The 16021-nt window shown below is 62.8% G+C and carries 17 protein-coding genes; all 17 read right to left on the reverse strand.

What is annotated here, in order from left to right; translation table 11 throughout:
• Positions 1–13: 13 nt before the first annotated feature.
• Positions 14–1333 (reverse strand): flagellar biosynthesis GTPase FlhF, encoded by a 1320-nt coding sequence (flhF, locus tag BLV18_RS13330; protein WP_090359184.1) that lies wholly within the window; start codon positions 1331–1333, stop codon positions 14–16.
• An 11-nt stretch (positions 1334–1344) separates the two neighbouring features.
• Complete coding sequence (gene flhA / locus BLV18_RS13335; RefSeq protein ID WP_049858971.1) at positions 1345–3474, reverse strand: flagellar biosynthesis protein FlhA; 2130 nt, start codon at positions 3472–3474, stop codon at positions 1345–1347.
• Between the two features lie 226 nt (positions 3475–3700).
• Positions 3701–4837, reverse strand: coding sequence for a flagellar biosynthesis protein FlhB (flhB, locus tag BLV18_RS13340; RefSeq protein WP_049858784.1), 1137 nt, complete (start codon positions 4835–4837; stop codon positions 3701–3703).
• A gap of 3 nt (positions 4838–4840) precedes the next feature.
• The gene (gene fliR, locus BLV18_RS13345; RefSeq protein WP_049858785.1) at positions 4841–5626 is read right to left on the reverse strand and encodes a flagellar biosynthetic protein FliR; all 786 of its coding nucleotides are present in this window, start codon (positions 5624–5626) and stop codon (positions 4841–4843) included.
• Positions 5626–5895, reverse strand: coding sequence for a flagellar biosynthesis protein FliQ (fliQ, locus tag BLV18_RS13350; protein WP_043186065.1), 270 nt, complete (start codon positions 5893–5895; stop codon positions 5626–5628). Before fliQ ends, fliR begins: the two co-directional genes overlap by 1 nt.
• Positions 5896–6033: 138 nt before the next feature.
• A complete protein-coding gene (fliP, locus tag BLV18_RS13355) occupies positions 6034–6786 on the reverse strand; it encodes a flagellar type III secretion system pore protein FliP (protein ID WP_049858786.1) in 753 nt (250 codons plus the stop codon).
• The gene (gene fliO, locus BLV18_RS13360; protein WP_090359186.1) at positions 6786–7229 is read right to left on the reverse strand and encodes a flagellar biosynthetic protein FliO; all 444 of its coding nucleotides are present in this window, start codon (positions 7227–7229) and stop codon (positions 6786–6788) included. The genes fliP and fliO overlap by 1 nt, the downstream gene beginning before the upstream one ends.
• Positions 7229–7699 carry a flagellar motor switch protein FliN gene (gene fliN, locus BLV18_RS13365; protein WP_049858788.1) on the reverse strand — a complete coding sequence of 157 codons (471 nt, stop codon included), beginning with the start codon at positions 7697–7699 and terminating at the stop codon, positions 7229–7231. The genes fliO and fliN overlap by 1 nt, the downstream gene beginning before the upstream one ends.
• A 42-nt stretch (positions 7700–7741) precedes the next feature.
• Complete coding sequence (fliM, locus tag BLV18_RS13370) at positions 7742–8710, reverse strand: flagellar motor switch protein FliM (RefSeq protein ID WP_056843540.1); 969 nt, start codon at positions 8708–8710, stop codon at positions 7742–7744.
• 9 nt (positions 8711–8719) lie between these two features.
• Positions 8720–9229: a flagellar basal body-associated protein FliL gene (fliL, locus tag BLV18_RS13375; RefSeq protein WP_090359189.1), complete on the reverse strand. Its 510-nt coding sequence runs from the start codon at positions 9227–9229 to the stop codon at positions 8720–8722.
• A gap of 131 nt (positions 9230–9360) precedes the next feature.
• A complete protein-coding gene (locus BLV18_RS13380) occupies positions 9361–10725 on the reverse strand; it encodes a flagellar hook-length control protein FliK (protein WP_090359191.1) in 1365 nt (454 codons plus the stop codon).
• 89 nt (positions 10726–10814) lie between these two features.
• On the reverse strand, positions 10815–11108 hold the full coding sequence (locus BLV18_RS13385; protein WP_090362274.1) for an Hpt domain-containing protein: 294 nt from the start codon (positions 11106–11108) through the stop codon (positions 10815–10817).
• A 135-nt stretch (positions 11109–11243) separates the two neighbouring features.
• Entirely contained in the window at positions 11244–12956 is a 1713-nt protein-coding gene (locus tag BLV18_RS13390; RefSeq protein ID WP_090359193.1) for an ATP-binding SpoIIE family protein phosphatase, read from the reverse strand.
• Positions 12953–13270, reverse strand: a complete 318-nt coding sequence (locus BLV18_RS13395; RefSeq protein WP_090359195.1) for an STAS domain-containing protein — start codon at positions 13268–13270, stop codon at positions 12953–12955. The genes BLV18_RS13390 and BLV18_RS13395 overlap by 4 nt, the downstream gene beginning before the upstream one ends.
• A gap of 84 nt (positions 13271–13354) precedes the next feature.
• Positions 13355–13804 (reverse strand): flagellar export protein FliJ, encoded by a 450-nt coding sequence (gene fliJ, locus BLV18_RS13400; protein WP_049858794.1) that lies wholly within the window; start codon positions 13802–13804, stop codon positions 13355–13357.
• A 6-nt stretch (positions 13805–13810) separates the two neighbouring features.
• Positions 13811–15169 (reverse strand): flagellar protein export ATPase FliI, encoded by a 1359-nt coding sequence (fliI, locus tag BLV18_RS13405; RefSeq protein WP_090359197.1) that lies wholly within the window; start codon positions 15167–15169, stop codon positions 13811–13813.
• Entirely contained in the window at positions 15159–15926 is a 768-nt protein-coding gene (fliH, locus tag BLV18_RS13410; protein ID WP_056843545.1) for a flagellar assembly protein FliH, read from the reverse strand. Before fliH ends, fliI begins: the two co-directional genes overlap by 11 nt.
• Between the last annotated feature and the right edge of the window lie 95 nt (positions 15927–16021).

The raw sequence follows: 16021 nt of genomic DNA on the forward strand, positions 1-16021 counted from the left end.
AACGTTCTTCACCTCAGCCAACTCGCTTGTCGGGGCTGTGGTAGAGACCTGCGAACATATCGGCCATGGCCTCTTCGCTGGGCTCTTCTTGCATCTGCACGCTCACCGCGCGGCTGACCAGCTGGTGCCGCCGCGGCAGATGCAAGTCGTCGGGAATGCGCGGCCCATCGGTGAGATAGGCAATCGGCAGTTCCTGACTGATGGCCAGGCTCAGCACTTCGCCGAGACAGGCCGTTTCATCGAGTTTGGTCAGGATGCACCCGGCCAGACCGCAACGTTTGTAGCTATGGTAGGCCGCGGTCAGCACCTGCTTCTGGCTGGTGGTCGCCAGCACCAGGTAGTTGCGGGCGTTGATCCCACGTCCGGCCAGGCTTTCGAGCTGCATGCGCAGGGCCGGATCGCTGGCCTGCAGGCCGGCGGTGTCGATCAAGACCACGCGCTTGCGCAGCAGCGGCTCCAGGGCCTGTACCAATGACTGGCCCGGATCCACCTGAGTCACCGAAACGTTGAGAATGCGGCCCAGGGTCTTGAGCTGTTCCTGAGCACCGATACGAAAACTGTCCATGCTCACCAGAGCCACGCTCTGCGAGCCGTATTTGAGCACATAGCGCGCCGCCAGCTTGGCCAGGGTGGTGGTCTTGCCCATGCCGGCCGGGCCGACCATGGCGATCACGCCACCTTCTTCGAGCGGTTCGACGTCCGGCGTGCGAATCATACGCGCCAAGTGCGCCAGCAGCATCCGCCAGGCCTGCCGTGGCTCGTGAATTTCACTGGTCAGGCTGAGCAGTTCGCGAGCGATCGGGCCAGACAGGCCGATGCGCTGCAAGCGCCGCCAGAGATTGGCCTGGGCCGGCTTGCTGCCCTGCAGCTGCGTCCAGGCCAGGGAGCCGAGCTGCACTTCGAGCAACTGGCGCAGACCGTTGAGTTCCGAACGCATGGAATCGAACACGCGCTGGTCGACCGCAGGCTGAGGCGCCGGTGCGGGCTGGGTACGTGCTGGCTCTTCGCGACGCGGCTCCACCAACGGCTCGGCGGCGGTCAACGGCAGGCCGGCGACCAATTGACGATTGGTGGCGGCGTCGGTTGCGCCACGGGTGCTCAGTTCGGCCTGGGCGGAGACGATGCGCGACTGGGTCTTGCGCAGCTCTTCTTCCAATTCCAGGTTCGGCACGCGCGGGGCCAGGGCCGACAGCTTGTAGTCCAGGGCAGCGGTCAGCTCGACGCCGCCGGCAATGCGACGGTTGCCGATGATGGCAGCGTCGGCACCCAGCTCATCGCGGACCAATTTCATGGCCTGACGCATGTCGGCGGCGAAAAATCGCTTCACTTGCATAACCCACTACCTCAGCCGTTGGGCCCTACTGTCGCTACGATGGTGACTTGCTTGTTATCAGGGATTTCCTGATAGGCCAGTACGTGAAGGTTGGGGATCGCCAGGCGACCGAAGCGTGACAGCATCGCGCGGACCGGACCGGCCACCAGCAGTATCACCGGTTGGCCCTGCATCTCCTGCCGCTGCGCCGCATCGATCAGGGATCGTTGCAGCTTTTCCGCCATGCTCGGTTCCAGCAAAACGCCTTCTTCCTGACCCTGACCAGCCTTCTGCAGACTATTTAGCAATATCTGTTCCAACCTTGGCTCCAAGGTGATAACTGGCAGCTCCGGCTCAACGCCTACAATGCTTTGCACGATGGCACGGGACAAACCGACCCGTACGGCCTGGACCAGCGCGGCGGTATCTTGACTCCGATGACCGTTGTTGGCGATCGCTTCGGCGATGCTGCGAATGTCGCGCACAGGCACCTGTTCGGCCAACAGCGCCTGCAACACCTTGAGCAGCGAGGACAGCGAAAGGATGCCTGGAACCAGCTCTTCAGCCAGCTTGGGCGAGCCTTTTGCCAGAACTTGCAGCAGTTGTTGCACTTCTTCGTGACCGATCAGCTCATGCGCGTGTTTCTGCAGAATCTGATTCAAATGCGTGGCCACTACCGTACTGGCATCGACCACGGTGTAGCCGAGGGATTGCGCCTGGCTGCGCAGGTTGACGTCGATCCACACCGCGTCCAGACCGAACGCCGGATCCTTGGCGGTGATGCCGTTGAGCGAGCCGAACACTTGACCCGGGTTGATCGCCAGTTCGCGATCCGGATAGATCTCGGCTTCGGCCAGGATCACACCCATCAGCGTCAAACGATAGGCGCTGGGAGCAAGGTCAAGGTTGTCGCGGATATGAACCGTCGGCATCAGGAAACCGAGGTCCTGGGACAGCTTCTTGCGCACACCCTTGATCCGCGCCAGCAGCTGGCCACCCTGGTTGCGGTCCACCAGGGGAATCAGGCGATAGCCGACTTCCAGGCCGATCATGTCGATGGGCGTCACGTCGTCCCAGCCCAGCTCCTTGGTTTCCTGGGTGCGCGTCGGCGATGGCAACAGTTCCTGTTGGCGCTGAACTTCGGCCAGGGCCTGGACCTTGACGTCGTTCTGCTTCTTCCACAACAGGTAGGCGGCGCCACCGGCGATGGCACCCAGGGTGATGAAGGCCAGGTGCGGCATGCCGGGCACCATGCCCATGATGGCCATCAGCGCGCCGGAAACGGCCAGCGCCTTGGGGGAGGCGAACATCTGCCGCTGGATCTGCTTGCCCATTTCCTCGGAGCCCGAGGCACGGGTGACCATGATCGCGGCTGCGGTGGAGAGCAGCAGCGAGGGCAACTGCGCCACCAGGCCATCACCGATGGTCAACAGGGCATACACCTTGCCCGCTTCGGCGAACGGCATGTTGTGTTGCAGCATACCGACCAGCATGCCGCCGATCAGGTTGATGAAGAGGATGAGCAAACCGGCGATGGCGTCGCCGCGGACGAATTTGCTGGCACCGTCCATCGAGCCGTAGAACTCGGCTTCGGCCGCCACTTCGCCGCGACGAGCCTTGGCCTGGTTCTGATCGATCAGGCCGGCGTTGAGGTCGGCGTCGATGGCCATCTGTTTGCCGGGCATGGCGTCCAGGGTGAAACGCGCGCTCACTTCCGAGATACGCCCGGCACCCTTGGTAACCACCACGAAGTTGATGATCATGAGGATGGCGAACACTACGATACCGACGATGTAGTTACCGCCGATCACCACCTCACCGAAGGCCTGGACCACCTTGCCCGCAGCGGCGTGGCCTTCCTGGCCGTGAAGCATGATCACCCGCGTCGACGCGACGTTGAGCGCGAGGCGCAGCAGCGTGGCCACCAGCAGGATGGTCGGGAACACGGCGAAATCCAGCGGCCGCAAGGCGTACACACACACCAGCAGGACGACGATGGACAAGGCGATGTTGAAGGTGAAGAACACGTCCAGCAGCAGTGCCGGGATCGGCAGCATCATCATCGCCAGCATCACCAGCAACAGCAGCGGCACCCCCAGGTTGCCGCGGCCAAGGCCGACGATGTTGCTGCGAGCGGTGTTGATTAATTGAGAGCGATCCACCGGCATTCCCCACTTCCCCAAGCGAACTTTTGACGCGCCAGGCGTCCTGTCAGGGGGCAGTGCAAGAAGGGGTCCAACTTTTGTCGGAGGGGATTAAAGATTCTCGCCCTATGGTCGAGTGCTGGGTGTCAGGCGATTCGGCGGTGCGCCCTTCGCGGGCAGAGCCCGCTCCCACAGGGTTGGCACTTGTGGGAGCGGGCTCTGCCCGCGAAGGCCGGGGCGCGGTCTAACTGTCTCGCTGCAGATCCGGCGGAATCGGCAGGTCCTTCAACGGGTCGGGCCGCTTGCCTCGCCCCGCCTGGTATTGGCGGATCTGGTAGACATAAGCCAGCACCTGCGCCACCGCCAGGTACAGCCCGGCCGGGATCTGCTGCTCAATGTCCGTGGAATAGAAGATCGAGCGTGCCAGGGCCGGCGATTCGAGCACCTGGATGCGGTGCTCGTTGCCAATCTCGCGAATCTTCAAGGCAATGAAGTCCGAGCCCTTGGCCAGCAGCACCGGCGCATTGCCCTTCTCCGGATCGTACTTGAGCGCCACGGCGTAGTGGGTCGGGTTGGTGATGATCACGTCCGCCTCGGGAATGGCCGTCATCATCCGCCGCTGGGACATTTCGCGCTGCAACTGACGCACTCGCCCTTTCACCTCGGGACGGCCTTCGGCGTCCTTGTGCTCGTCCTTGACCTCCTGCTTGGTCATCATCAGCTTCTGCTTGCTGCTGTACAGCTGGAACGGCACGTCCACGGCGGCGATCAGCGCCAGCCCGCAGGACATCCACAAGGCGCTCCAGCCGACCAGTTGCACGCTGTGGATGATCGCCATTTCCAGCGGTTCGTTGGCAATGGCCAGCAGGTCGGCGCGGTCCTTGGCCAGGACAGCAATGGCAACAATGAGGATGATGGCAAACTTGGCCAGTGCCTTCAGCAACTCGGTCAGCGCATGCATGGAAAACATGCGCTTGAGGCCCGCGGCCGGGTTCATGCGGCTGAACTTGGGCGCCATGGAGCTGGCAGCGAACAGCCACCCGCCCAATGCAACCGGCCCGATCAGGGCTGCGAGCAGCATCGTCACCAGAATCGGCTGGGTGGCCAGGATCGCCACCTTGCCCGACTGCAGCAGAAAGATGCCCATGTAGCGCTCGTCGAGCAGCACCTCGCGGCTCAGGGTGAAGTTGCTGCGCATCAGCTCCAGCAGGCTCTGCGCCAAATGCCCGCCGAACGCCAGCAGCGCCCCGCACCCGGCGACCATCACCGCCAGGGTGTTGAGCTCCTTGGAACGGGCGATCTCGCCTTTTTCGCGCGAGTCTTTCTTGCGCTTGTCCGTGGGGTCTTCTGTCTTGTCGGCACCGCTTTCGCTTTCGGCCATTGCCTACTCCGCTCGCGCCAATTCGCGCAGCCACTGCAAGGCGTTGGTCGCCAGCGGCTGATACTGGTTGAGGATGTCGCCCAGGCTGACCCAGAGGATGAACATCCCCAGTACCAGGGTCAGCGGGAAACCGATGGAAAAGATGTTCAGCTGCGGCGCGGCACGGGTCATCACGCCGAAGGCGATGTTGACCACCAGCAAGGCGGTGATGGCAGGCAGCACCAACAGCACGCCGGCACCCAGCACCCAGCCCATGCGCAGCACCACATCCCAGTAATGCGCGGTCAGCAGGCCGCCGCCGATGGGCAACGTGGTGAAGCTCTCGGTCAGCACCTCGAAGATCACCAGATGACCGTTCATGGACAGGAACACCAGGGTCACCAGCATGCTGAAGAACTGGCCGACCACCGCTACCGACACGCCGTTGGTAGGGTCGACCATGGACGCGAAGGCCATGCCCATCTGGATCGCCAGAATCTGCCCGGCGACCACGAAGGCCTGGAACAGGAACTGCAGGGAGAAGCCGAACAGCGCGCCGATGATGATCTGTTCGGCCACCAGCAGCAGCGCCTGGACACTGATGGCGTCGACCGTCGGCGCGGGCGGCAGCCCCGGCACGATGACCACGGTGATCGCCACGGCAACGTACAGGCGCACCCGCTGCGGCAGCACCTGGGTGCCGAAGATCGGCATGGTCATCAGCATCGCGGCAACCCGGAACAATGGCAGGATGAAGCTGGCCACCCAGCCACCGATCTGCGCGTCGGTCAGTTGCAGCAATGGCTGCATCAGCCGATCACCTGCGGGATGTTGGAGTACAGGGTGGTGATGTACTCCATGAAGGTGCGCACCATCCACGGCCCGATGACGATCAGCGTCACCAGCATCACCAGCAGGCGCGGCAGAAAGCTCAAAGTCTGTTCGTTGATCTGCGTGGCAGCCTGGAACATGGCGATGATCAGGCCGACGATAAGACTGGGCAGCACGAGGATCGCGACCATTACCGTGGTCAGCCACAGCGCTTCGCGAAACAGGTCGACGGCGACTTCCGGGGTCATGGGTTCAGGCTCCTGGGCAAGGCAGATCTGGCTTCTTCGCGGGCAGAGCCCACTCCCACACAATGGGTAGCGCCGCGACTGATGTGGGAGCGGGCTTTGCCCACGAAGAGGCCCTCGACAACACAGCACATCGCAAAGTCAGACACCACCGAAACTCCCCGCCAGGGTCCCGATGATCAGCGCCCAGCCATCGACCAGGACGAACAGCATGATCTTGAACGGCAGCGAGATGATCAGTGGCGAGAGCATCATCATACCCATGGCCATCAGCACACTGGCGACCACCAGGTCGATGATCAGAAACGGAATGAAGATCATGAAGCCGATCTGGAACGCCGTCTTCAGCTCCGAGGTGACGAAGGCCGGTACCAGGATGGTCAGCGGCGCCTGGTCGGCACTGGCGATGTCGGTGCGCTTGGACAGCCGCATGAACAGCTCGAGGTCACTCTGCCGAGTCTGCGCCAGCATGAAGTCCTTGATCGGACCTTCGGCGCGGGCGACCGCGTCCTGGGCGCTGAGCTGTTCGTTCAGGTAGGGCTGCAGGGCCTGCTGGTTCACCTTGTCGAACACCGGCGCCATGATGAACATGGTCAGGAACAGCGCCATGCCGGTCAGCAACTGGTTGGACGGGGTCTGCTGCAGGCCCAGTGCCTGGCGCAGGATGGAAAAGACGATGATGATGCGGGTGAAACTGGTCATCAGCATGACGAACGCCGGGATGAAACTCAGCGCGGTCATGATCAGCAGGATCTGCAGGTTGACCGAATACTCCTGCTGGCCGTTGGCGCCGCTGGTCATGGTCAACGCCGGAATCTGCAGCGGATCGGCGGCCAGCGCCAACGGCGCCGCCAACATCAAGGCCAGGGGCAGGACTACGCGCAACGCACCCATCACTTCTTATCCTTCTGGTCCTTGCCCAGCAGTTCCATCAGGCGCTGGGCGAATTCGGGTGTGGCCTGCGTGGTTCGGTCGGGCGGCATGACCGGCGTGTTCATCACGTGCAGGGCGCTGATGCGACCGGGGCTGACGCCCAACAGGATCTGCTCCTCGCCCACCTGCACCAGCACCAGCCGGTCACGCGGACCCAATGCCTTGGCACCGATCACGTCGATGACCTGCCCCTGACGCGGCGCGACCTGCTGCACACGGCGCATCAGCCAGGCCAAACCGAAGATCAACGCTACCACCGCCAACAGCCCCAGCACCGTTTGGGTCAATTGACCGGCCAAGCCAGTTCCACCCGACGCCACCACCGGCGCCGCAGCCGGGGCCGCTTCGGGCGCCGCCAGAACGACCATGGGCAGGAGCAGCAGAGCCCACAGAAAGCGGCCCATCACCGCAGCTTCTTGATGCGTTCGCTGGGACTAATCACGTCGGTCAGGCGGATGCCGAACTTCTCGTTGACCACCACGACTTCGCCATGGGCGATCAACGTCCCGTTGACCAGCACATCCAGCGCTTCGCCCGCCAGCCGGTCGAGTTCGATCACCGAACCCTGGTTGAGCTGCAGCAGGTTGCGGATGCTGATGTCGGTCGCCCCGACTTCCATGGAGATGGTCACCGGAATGTCGAGGATCACATCCAGATTCGGTCCATCGAGGGTGACCGGGCCGTTGCCCGACTTGGGCGAACTGCCGAACTCTTCCATGGGCAGGCGCGAGGAGGCGGAGCCGCCACGGGCATCGGCGGCCAGCAGCGCATCGATGTCGTCCTGCCCGGCATCCCCGGACTCACCCAGTGCAGCGGCCCATTCATCGGCGAGCGCCTGGTCTTCGGCGGAAATTGTTTCATCTTGATCAGCCATCAGTGGTCCTCGACGGGCATCTAAATCATCGGATTGAAGCGATCAGCGACGCTCGATCGGTTCGATTACTTGTAAAGCCAGGTTGCCCTTGTGCGAGCCCAGTTTGGCCTTGAACGAAGGTACGCCATTGGCGCGTAGCACCAGCTCTTCCGGCAGTTCCACCGGAATCACGTCGCCGGGCTGCATGTGCAGGATGTCGCGCAGTTTCAGCTGGCGTCGCGCCACGGTGGCGCTCAACGGCACGCTGACGTCCAGCACGTCTTCACGCAGCGCCTTGCTCCAGCGCTCGTCCTGGTCGTCCAGGTCGGACTGGAAGCCGGCATCGAGCATCTCGCGCACCGGCTCGATCATCGAATACGGCATGGTCACGTGCAGGTCACCGCCACCGCCATCGAGCTCGATGTGGAACGTGGACACCACCACCGCCTCGCTGGGGCCGACGATGTTGGCCATGGCCGGATTGACCTCCGAGTTGATGTACTCGAAGTTGACTTCCATGATCGCCTGCCAGGCCTCCTTCATGTCGAGGAAGGCCTGGTCCAGCACCATGCGCACCACGCGCAGCTCGGTCGGGGTGAACTCGCGACCCTCGATCTTGGCGTGGCGACCGTCGCCGCCGAAGAAATTGTCGACCAGCTTGAACACCAGCTTGGCATCGAGAATGAACAGACCGGTGCCACGCAGCGGCTTGATCTTCACCAGATTGAGGCTGGTGGGGACGTACAGCGAGTGGACGTACTCACCGAATTTCATCACCTGCACACCGCCAACCGCCACATCGGCGGAGCGACGCAACAAGTTGAACATGCTGATCCGGGTATAGCGGGCGAAACGCTCGTTGATCATTTCCAGGGTGGGCATGCGCCCACGCACGATGCGATCCTGGGTGGTCAGGTCGTAGCTCCTGATGCCTCCGGGTTCGCCATTGCCTTCGGTTTGCACCAGGCCATCGTCGACACCATGCAGCAGCGCATCGATCTCGTCCTGGGACAGCAGGTCCTGCACGGCCATGAGTTGTTCCTACTGCAATACGAAGTTAGTGAAGAGCACCTGGTCGATGACTGGCTTGCCCACTTCTTTCTGCGCCACTTCCTGCACGCTAGCGGTCGCTTTCTGGCGCAGCATTTCCTGGCCGATCGGCGTGGTCAGGGTGTCGAACGGTTGCCCGGAGAAGAGCATGACCAAGTTGTTGCGGATCACCGGGGTGTGCACTTTCAAGGCCTCCATGTCGGCCTTGTCGCGCGCCTGCAGGACAATGCTGACCTGCATGTAGCGATCACGGCCGTTCTGCTTGAAGTTGACCACGAAGGCGGGCGTCAAGGGCTCGTAGATTGCCGCAGGCTTGACGTTGGTGGCTGCCGCCGGGGTTTCCTCTGCGGGCGCACTGGCGGATTTGTGCATGAAGTACCAGGTGGCGCCCACCGAAAGGCCGACAGCCAGCAACAGGCCTACGACCACCAGGATGATCAGCTTGAGTTTGCCCTTGCCTTCCTTGGCTGCGGGGTCCTTTGCTTCTTCGGTCTTTGCCATGCCAATAATCCGTCACCATTGAGGGGTAAGCGTACCCATGGCGACGATGGAGCAAGGGTTATGCCAACACTCACGGCGATGTGTCTGCGCGGCACGGCGCCAGGATCGACCGGCTGGATCAGGCAGCTGGATCAGGCATAGTAATCCACCGCGCTGCTGCCCAGCACAGTGCTGGATGTCACGGGCTGGACAGCAGCCACCGCGGGCTCGCCGGTGTCGATCGCGTCGCCGCCGGAGCGTTCACCAGTGCTGCGGCGACTCTGCTGTGCCTGCTGCTGCTCGCCCTGGGACTGGCGAGACTGGTCGGATACGTTGACGTCCAGTTGCCCCATGCCCTGCTGGTTGAACATGTCCTTGAGGCGATGCTGCTGGCTTTCCAGCGCCTCGCGTACGCCGATATGAGCGCTCGAGAAGGTCACCTGCGTCTGCTGGTCGGGCGTGATGTCGACTCGAATGTCCAGACGTCCCAGCTCTGCGGGTGTCAGCTGGATATCCGCTGATTTGAGGTTCTGGCTCGACAGGTACATGACCCGATTGACCAGGCCTTCGGTCCAGCCCGATTGCTGCATGGCCAGCGGCTGGCCCAAAGGACTGGCCAGCGGTGCCGCACTGCCGGCCTTGGCCGTGGCGGTCTGAGTCAGGGCTTGCAGGCGATCGGCGAACGTGTCGACGCGGCTGTCACCGGCGGCCGCATCGGGGTCTTTCGGAGCACTGTCGAGCAAACCAGCAAACCCAGTATCATCGCCCTCGCCCGCTTCACCTGCCTGCTCCTTGCCCATCATCGCCGCCAGACCGTTGACGAAACCGCCCTCCAGACTTCGCTCGTTGGTCGCCGAAGGGTCGGTCGGTGACGTTTGGCTGGCATGTGCGGAGGTGGTGCCATTGTTTTTGGCGGTCTGCTCAAGCGCCAGACGCAGTGCAGGCAGGTCAGCCAGGACGTCCTGGGTCGGATCGAAATCCTCGGCTGGGGTGTCGGTGTCGCTGTCGGTGAGACTGGCAGCAGTCAACGCCGCAGGCGGAGCCTGGACCAGCGCAGGGTTGCTGGCAGGGTCGGCAGGGACCGGCGCAGCCGCGGAATCGACCGGCGCAGTCGTCGAGGCGACGGCAGAATCATCCTTGTCGTCAGCAGCGGTGACCTTGTCGTCGTCCTTGTCGGCAACCTTGTCGGCCTTACCGGACTTGTCAGCCTTGTCGATCTTTTCAGGTTTCTCCGGTGTGTCTGCCTTGGCCACTGGCAACTTCTTGCCGCTATCGGCAACCGTCGAGCTGGCTCCGGCAGCTTTGTTGGCAGGAGTGGCAGCCGTTTCCCGTGCAGCCACGGACGCAGGGTCGGCCTTGGCCTTGACTGTGGTTGCGTGGTTTTGGCGGGCATAGAGATCGGCGAAACGCGGCGACGAATCGGTGTCCGCTGCAGCGGGCTTGGCCGCACCGGTGGCGGAGGCCGCGCGTGCGGCAGCGCCCAGTTGCAGCAGCAGAGGGTTTGAAGCGACAGCCATGAAGATCTCCCCGATACGGTAGCGTTAACGCTGATAGCCTGGAGAAAGCAAGTATCGGGCCATCGGCAGTCAACGACTGAAGGTGTCGCTCAGTCAGGGAACCGTGCACGCTCTTCGGAGTACAGTTTCAGGATCAGCGCGAACTCGCTGTCGATACGCTGCACGTAGGCATCCACGCCATCCGGCGTGCCCTGACGGCAGTACTGCTCCAACTCGCTGCACAGTTGCGCCAGGCGCATGGCGCCCATGTTGCTGCTGCTGCCCTTGAAACTGTGGGCAGCATGGCCGAGCTCGACCACATCATGGGATCGATGCAGTTCGTTCAGGCGCAGTTGCGAGTCACTGAGGAAGGTATCGAGCAACAGAGGGTATTCATCTTCCATGACGTCCTCCAGAGCCGCCAGGGCCGTGGGGTCGACGTGGGGCTTTTCCGGCTGTTCATGGCTGGGCTTGTGCACCGTCAGCGGTTCGCCAGCTAGATGTTCGATAGTCACTTGTTCGCTCCTTGATCAAGCCAGTTACGCTTGAGACTCCCAGGTAAATTCAACGTGGACGCTGCGTCCGTCTTCCGACCACCCCGAACTGCTGCTGAGCTGGCGGACCAGGTTGACCCCGCGCCCCGACAGCCCATGCACGCTCGGCGCTCTGGCCAGCACCTTGGCCGGATCGAAGCCCTTGCCACTGTCTTCGACCACGATGCGCAGCACACCGCCAACGCCTTGCGGGCGCACCTGCAAGTGTAAGCGGATATAGCCGCCTTCCAAAGCGGCCAGACGCTCGTTGCGCAGCGCGTAATACCGGGAGAAACCAGCGGCGTCGCGCTTGAGTGCGGAATCGAGCTCCAGCACGCCATGCTCCAGAGCGTTGGAGTATAGCTCGGCCAACACGCTGTAGAGCTCACCACTCTGCGAGCGCAGGCCGTGAATCTCCTGCAACAGTTGCAGGATGTAAGGCAGCGGATTGAAACGACGCAGGGTGTCGGCACGAAATTCGAACATGGCCGACCAGTCCAGCGGACTGGATTGACCACTGTCGGAATAGATCAGGCTGGCCGGCGGCTGGCGTTGGGCGTCGATCAAGGCCAACTGCACCATGCTCACGTCGTCGCGCGATTCACCGCGAAAATCCTCAAGGGCCTGCAGGATGCCTTCGAACAATGACTCGGGGTTTTTGTGGGTGTCGAATACCCGTTCGAGCCGTTCGACCCCGAAGGATTCGTCCTGCGCATTGCTCGTTTCGATAACGCCGTCGGACAGCAGCAGCACCCGATCACCCGGCGCCAGCGGCCAGACTTCGGTCTGGTCCTCGAAACGGGTAGCTGGCAGTACGCCCAGCGGTAAATGCCGCGATACCAGCGCCACGCGCTTCGAGCCGTCGTGGCGGTGCAGATAGCCATCGGGCATGCCGCCGTTCCAGACTTCCACGGTGCAACGCTGAAAGCTCAGGCGCAGCAGGGTGGCGCAGCAGAACATGTCCACCGGCAGGATGCGCTTGAGCTTGGCGTTCATCTCGCGCAGGATTTCCGCCAGCCCGTATCCCTTGGCGGTCATGCCGTAGAACACCTCGGCCAGCGGCATGGCCCCCACCGCTGCCGGTAGCCCATGCCCGGTGAAATCGCCGAGCAGCACATGCATGTCGCCCGACGGTGTATAGGCGGCGAGCAGCAGATCACCGTTGAACAGCGCGTAGGGTGATTGCAGATAACGCACGTTGGGCGCATCGAGACAGCCGGAGTGGGCGATCTGATCGAACACCGCCTTGGCCACGCGCTGCTCGTTGAGCAGGTAATCATGGTGGCGGGTGATCAGGTCACGCTGTTCCAGCACCGTAGCCTGCAGACGGCGCAGGCGATCCATGGCCTTGATCTTGGCGGCCAGAATCACCTGATTGTAGGGTTTGGCCAGGAAGTCGTCGCCACCGGCATCCAGGCAGCGGACCAGCGCCTGTTCTTCGGTCAACGAAGTCAGGAAGATGATCGGCACCAGGGCCTCACCGGCCAATTGCTTGATCGTGCGCGCCGCTTCGAAGCCGTCCATCACCGGCATCATGGCGTCGAGCAACACCAGTTGCGGTCGTTGCTGGCGAAACAGTTCGATGGCTTCCTGACCGTTGCTGGCGGTGATCACCGCGTGCCCCTGCCGACGCACGATGCTCGACAGCAACATGCGGTCGGTCATGTTGTCGTCGGCGATCAGAACCGTCAGTGGTCCCTCATTGGCGGGCGGTTTCAAGGGATCTTGAACAACTTGTCGAAGTTGGAGATCGCCAGAATCTTGCGCACGTCAGAGGAAATGTTCGACAGCGTGATATCGGCGTTTTCACCACCGGCGTGGTCGCGCAGCAACAGCAACATGCCCAGTGCCGAGCTGTCCATGTAAGTGGTCTCGTTCAGGTCGACGACATAGCGGGTGGACTTGCCCTCGCGCTCGTAGCTCTCACGAAATTGCTGATGCAGGCTGAAATCGAATCGACCCTTGACCGCAATCGATGACGTATTGTTTTCGCCATTGAAACTGTGGCTTACCGAACTCTGGGTTACAGCCATGTAGTAATGCTCCTTGGGTGTGCCGTGCAGGCAAGGTTTAACACTGCATGACGGGGCGTTCAACAGGGTACTGACTAAATCTGACTAGAAGCTGTCGTGCCTGGGCAATCGCTGCGACAGCTCGTCGAGCAGGCGCTGCTCACGCTTGTCCTCCAACTGCCGGGCCTCGAGGATATAACGCTGGACCAGCTTGCGCAGTCCCTCCACACGGGCATAGGCCTGCTGCCAGGTGGCGCGCGCATTGTTCAGGTTGTTCTGGTGCCACGCAAGGCTCTGACGCTGCTGGCCGACGGCGGTTTCGAGCTGGTTGAGAAAGCGCTGGTAGTTCATCAGCCACTGGCCGGACACACCGCGGCTGCCATTGTTGATCCACTGCTGCTGATAGTCGTTGCGAAAACGCTCGAGCTCCGCCAGCTTGGCTTCGGCCAGGTTCACTTGCCCCTGAAAATGACCCAGGCGCTGGGCAGCCTTGCGCTCGGTGCTTTCGGCCATCTCCACCACGGGCGCCAGGCGCGCTGCGCGACTCATCGCCATGCGCGCTTACCCCGGTGCCACGGGCGTGAACACCGCGGCCAGGCGCTCGGCGCTGGCCCGCAGGCTTTCGTTATCGTTGAGACCCTGGCGCAGGTAACGCACCAGCTGCGGTTGCAGGGCAATGGCCAGGTCGGTCTCGCGATCACCGCCCGCGACGTAGGCGCCGACGCTGATCAAGTCGCGGCTCTGCTGATAGCGCGACCACAGTTGCTTGAACTGTTGTGCCTGGCCCAGGTGCTGGGGGCTGACCACGCTGGGCATCACCCGGCTGATCGACGCCTCGATATCGATGGCCGGATAATGCCCCTCTTCTGCCAGACGACGTGACAGCACGATGTGGCCGTCGAGCACGCCACGCGCCGAGTCGGCGATGGGATCCTGCTGATCGTCGCCTTCGGACAATACGGTGTAAAACGCGGTGATCGAGCCGCCGCCCGCCTCGGCGTTGCCGGCACGCTCGACCAGCTTGGGCAGCTTGGCGAACACCGAAGGCGGATAGCCCTTGGTCGCTGGCGGCTCGCCGATGGCCAGGGCGATTTCCCGCTGGGCCTGAGCGAAACGGGTCAACGAGTCCATCAGCAGCAGGACGTTCTTGCCCTTGTCGCGAAAGTATTCGGCGATGCGCGTGCAATACATGGCGGCGCGCAGGCGCATCAGTGGCGCTTCGTCAGCCGGTGATGCCACCACCACCGAACGGCGCAGCCCCTCCTCGCCCAACGTGTGTTCGATGAACTCCTTGACCTCGCGGCCCCGCTCGCCGATCAGACCGACGACGATGATGTCGGCTTCGGTAAAGCGCGTCATCATGCCCAGCAGCACGCTCTTGCCCACGCCGGTACCGGCGAACAGGCCCAGGCGCTGGCCACGGCCCACGGTCAGCAAACCGTTGATGCTGCGAATGCCGACATCCAGCGGCTGACTGATGGGGTCACGCTTGAGGGGGTTGATCGTAGGCCCGTCCATCGGCACCCAGTCCTCGGCCTTCATGCCGCCCTTACCGTCCAGTGCTCGCCCGGCGCCGTCGAGGATGCGCCCAAGCATGCTCATGCCCATCGGTAGACGCCCGGTATCGGCAACCGGCACCACCCGCGCGCCGGGCGCGATGCCGCTGACGCTGCCCACGGGCATCAGGTAGATCTTGCTGCCGGAGAAGCCCATGACTTCCGCTTCGACCTGCACCGGCTGGTCGCTGTCGTCATTGATCACCACGCAGCGACTGCCCATGGCCGCGCGCAGCCCTTCGGCTTCCAGGGTCAGGCCGACCATGCGCAGCAGGCGCCCTTCGACGATGGGCTGGCGTGGCAGGTCGATGGCCGCCTCGTAGCTGCCCAGGCGCTTGCCGAAGCTGGTGCGATCAAGCTTCATCGGGCGCGTCCAGATCGACGGTGATGTCGGCCGGGGCCGGGTGCATGTTCTGCTCGTGCAACTGATCGAACAATTGCGCAATGGCCTGGGTAATGCGCGTCTCCATGCTCGCATCGATGCGGCTGTGTTCGGTTTCGATACGGCAACCACCGGGCTGTAGCGAGTCGTCTTCCTGGATTCGCCAGTTCTCCTCGTGCTTCTCGCGCAGCGACTTGATCTGCTCGAAGTCCTGAGGGTTGATGAAGATGCGGATATTGTTGGCGCCCATGGGCAGCAACTTCAACGCTTCGCGCAAGACTTTTTCGATCTGGCTGGAATCGGTGAGCAGTTCGCGGCGGATGACCTGGCGGGCAATGTGGCCCACCAGTTCGACCAGTGATTTCTCGATCTGGGTATCTTGATCAGCAATAGGCGTCAGCAGGTGTCCCAACAGCCGGTCGAACTGGGCAAGCTTGCCAGCCAGCGCCGCTTCGGCTTCTTGACGGACCTTGAGCTGGGTGCTGTGGAAGCCTTCCTTTTCACCGGTGGCGAAGCCCTCGTTGTAGGCCTCCTGGCGAATGGCTTCCAGCTCTTCCAGGGTAATGGGCTGCACCTCGTCGAGGGGCACCTCTTCGATTTCCTCGACCGACACGGGCTCCGGCACCACCTCTTCGGCAGGCCGCTCGGGATCGAAGCTGGGCAACGCCCACAGGTCGGCACTGCGCGCGTCGACGGCGCGAATCAGTTCACTGACGGGTTCTTGGGTGGGGCGGGACATGGCTTGCGATTCCTGACGCCTGGGTGCGAAGTAGGGTCGCTCGGAGCCGGCCATCCCAGGGCAGCCGGCCTCCACGACAGAGGTCTGGGAGAGGG

Source organism: Pseudomonas coleopterorum (genome assembly GCF_900105555.1).
Lineage (GTDB): Bacteria > Pseudomonadota > Gammaproteobacteria > Pseudomonadales > Pseudomonadaceae > Aquipseudomonas > Aquipseudomonas coleopterorum.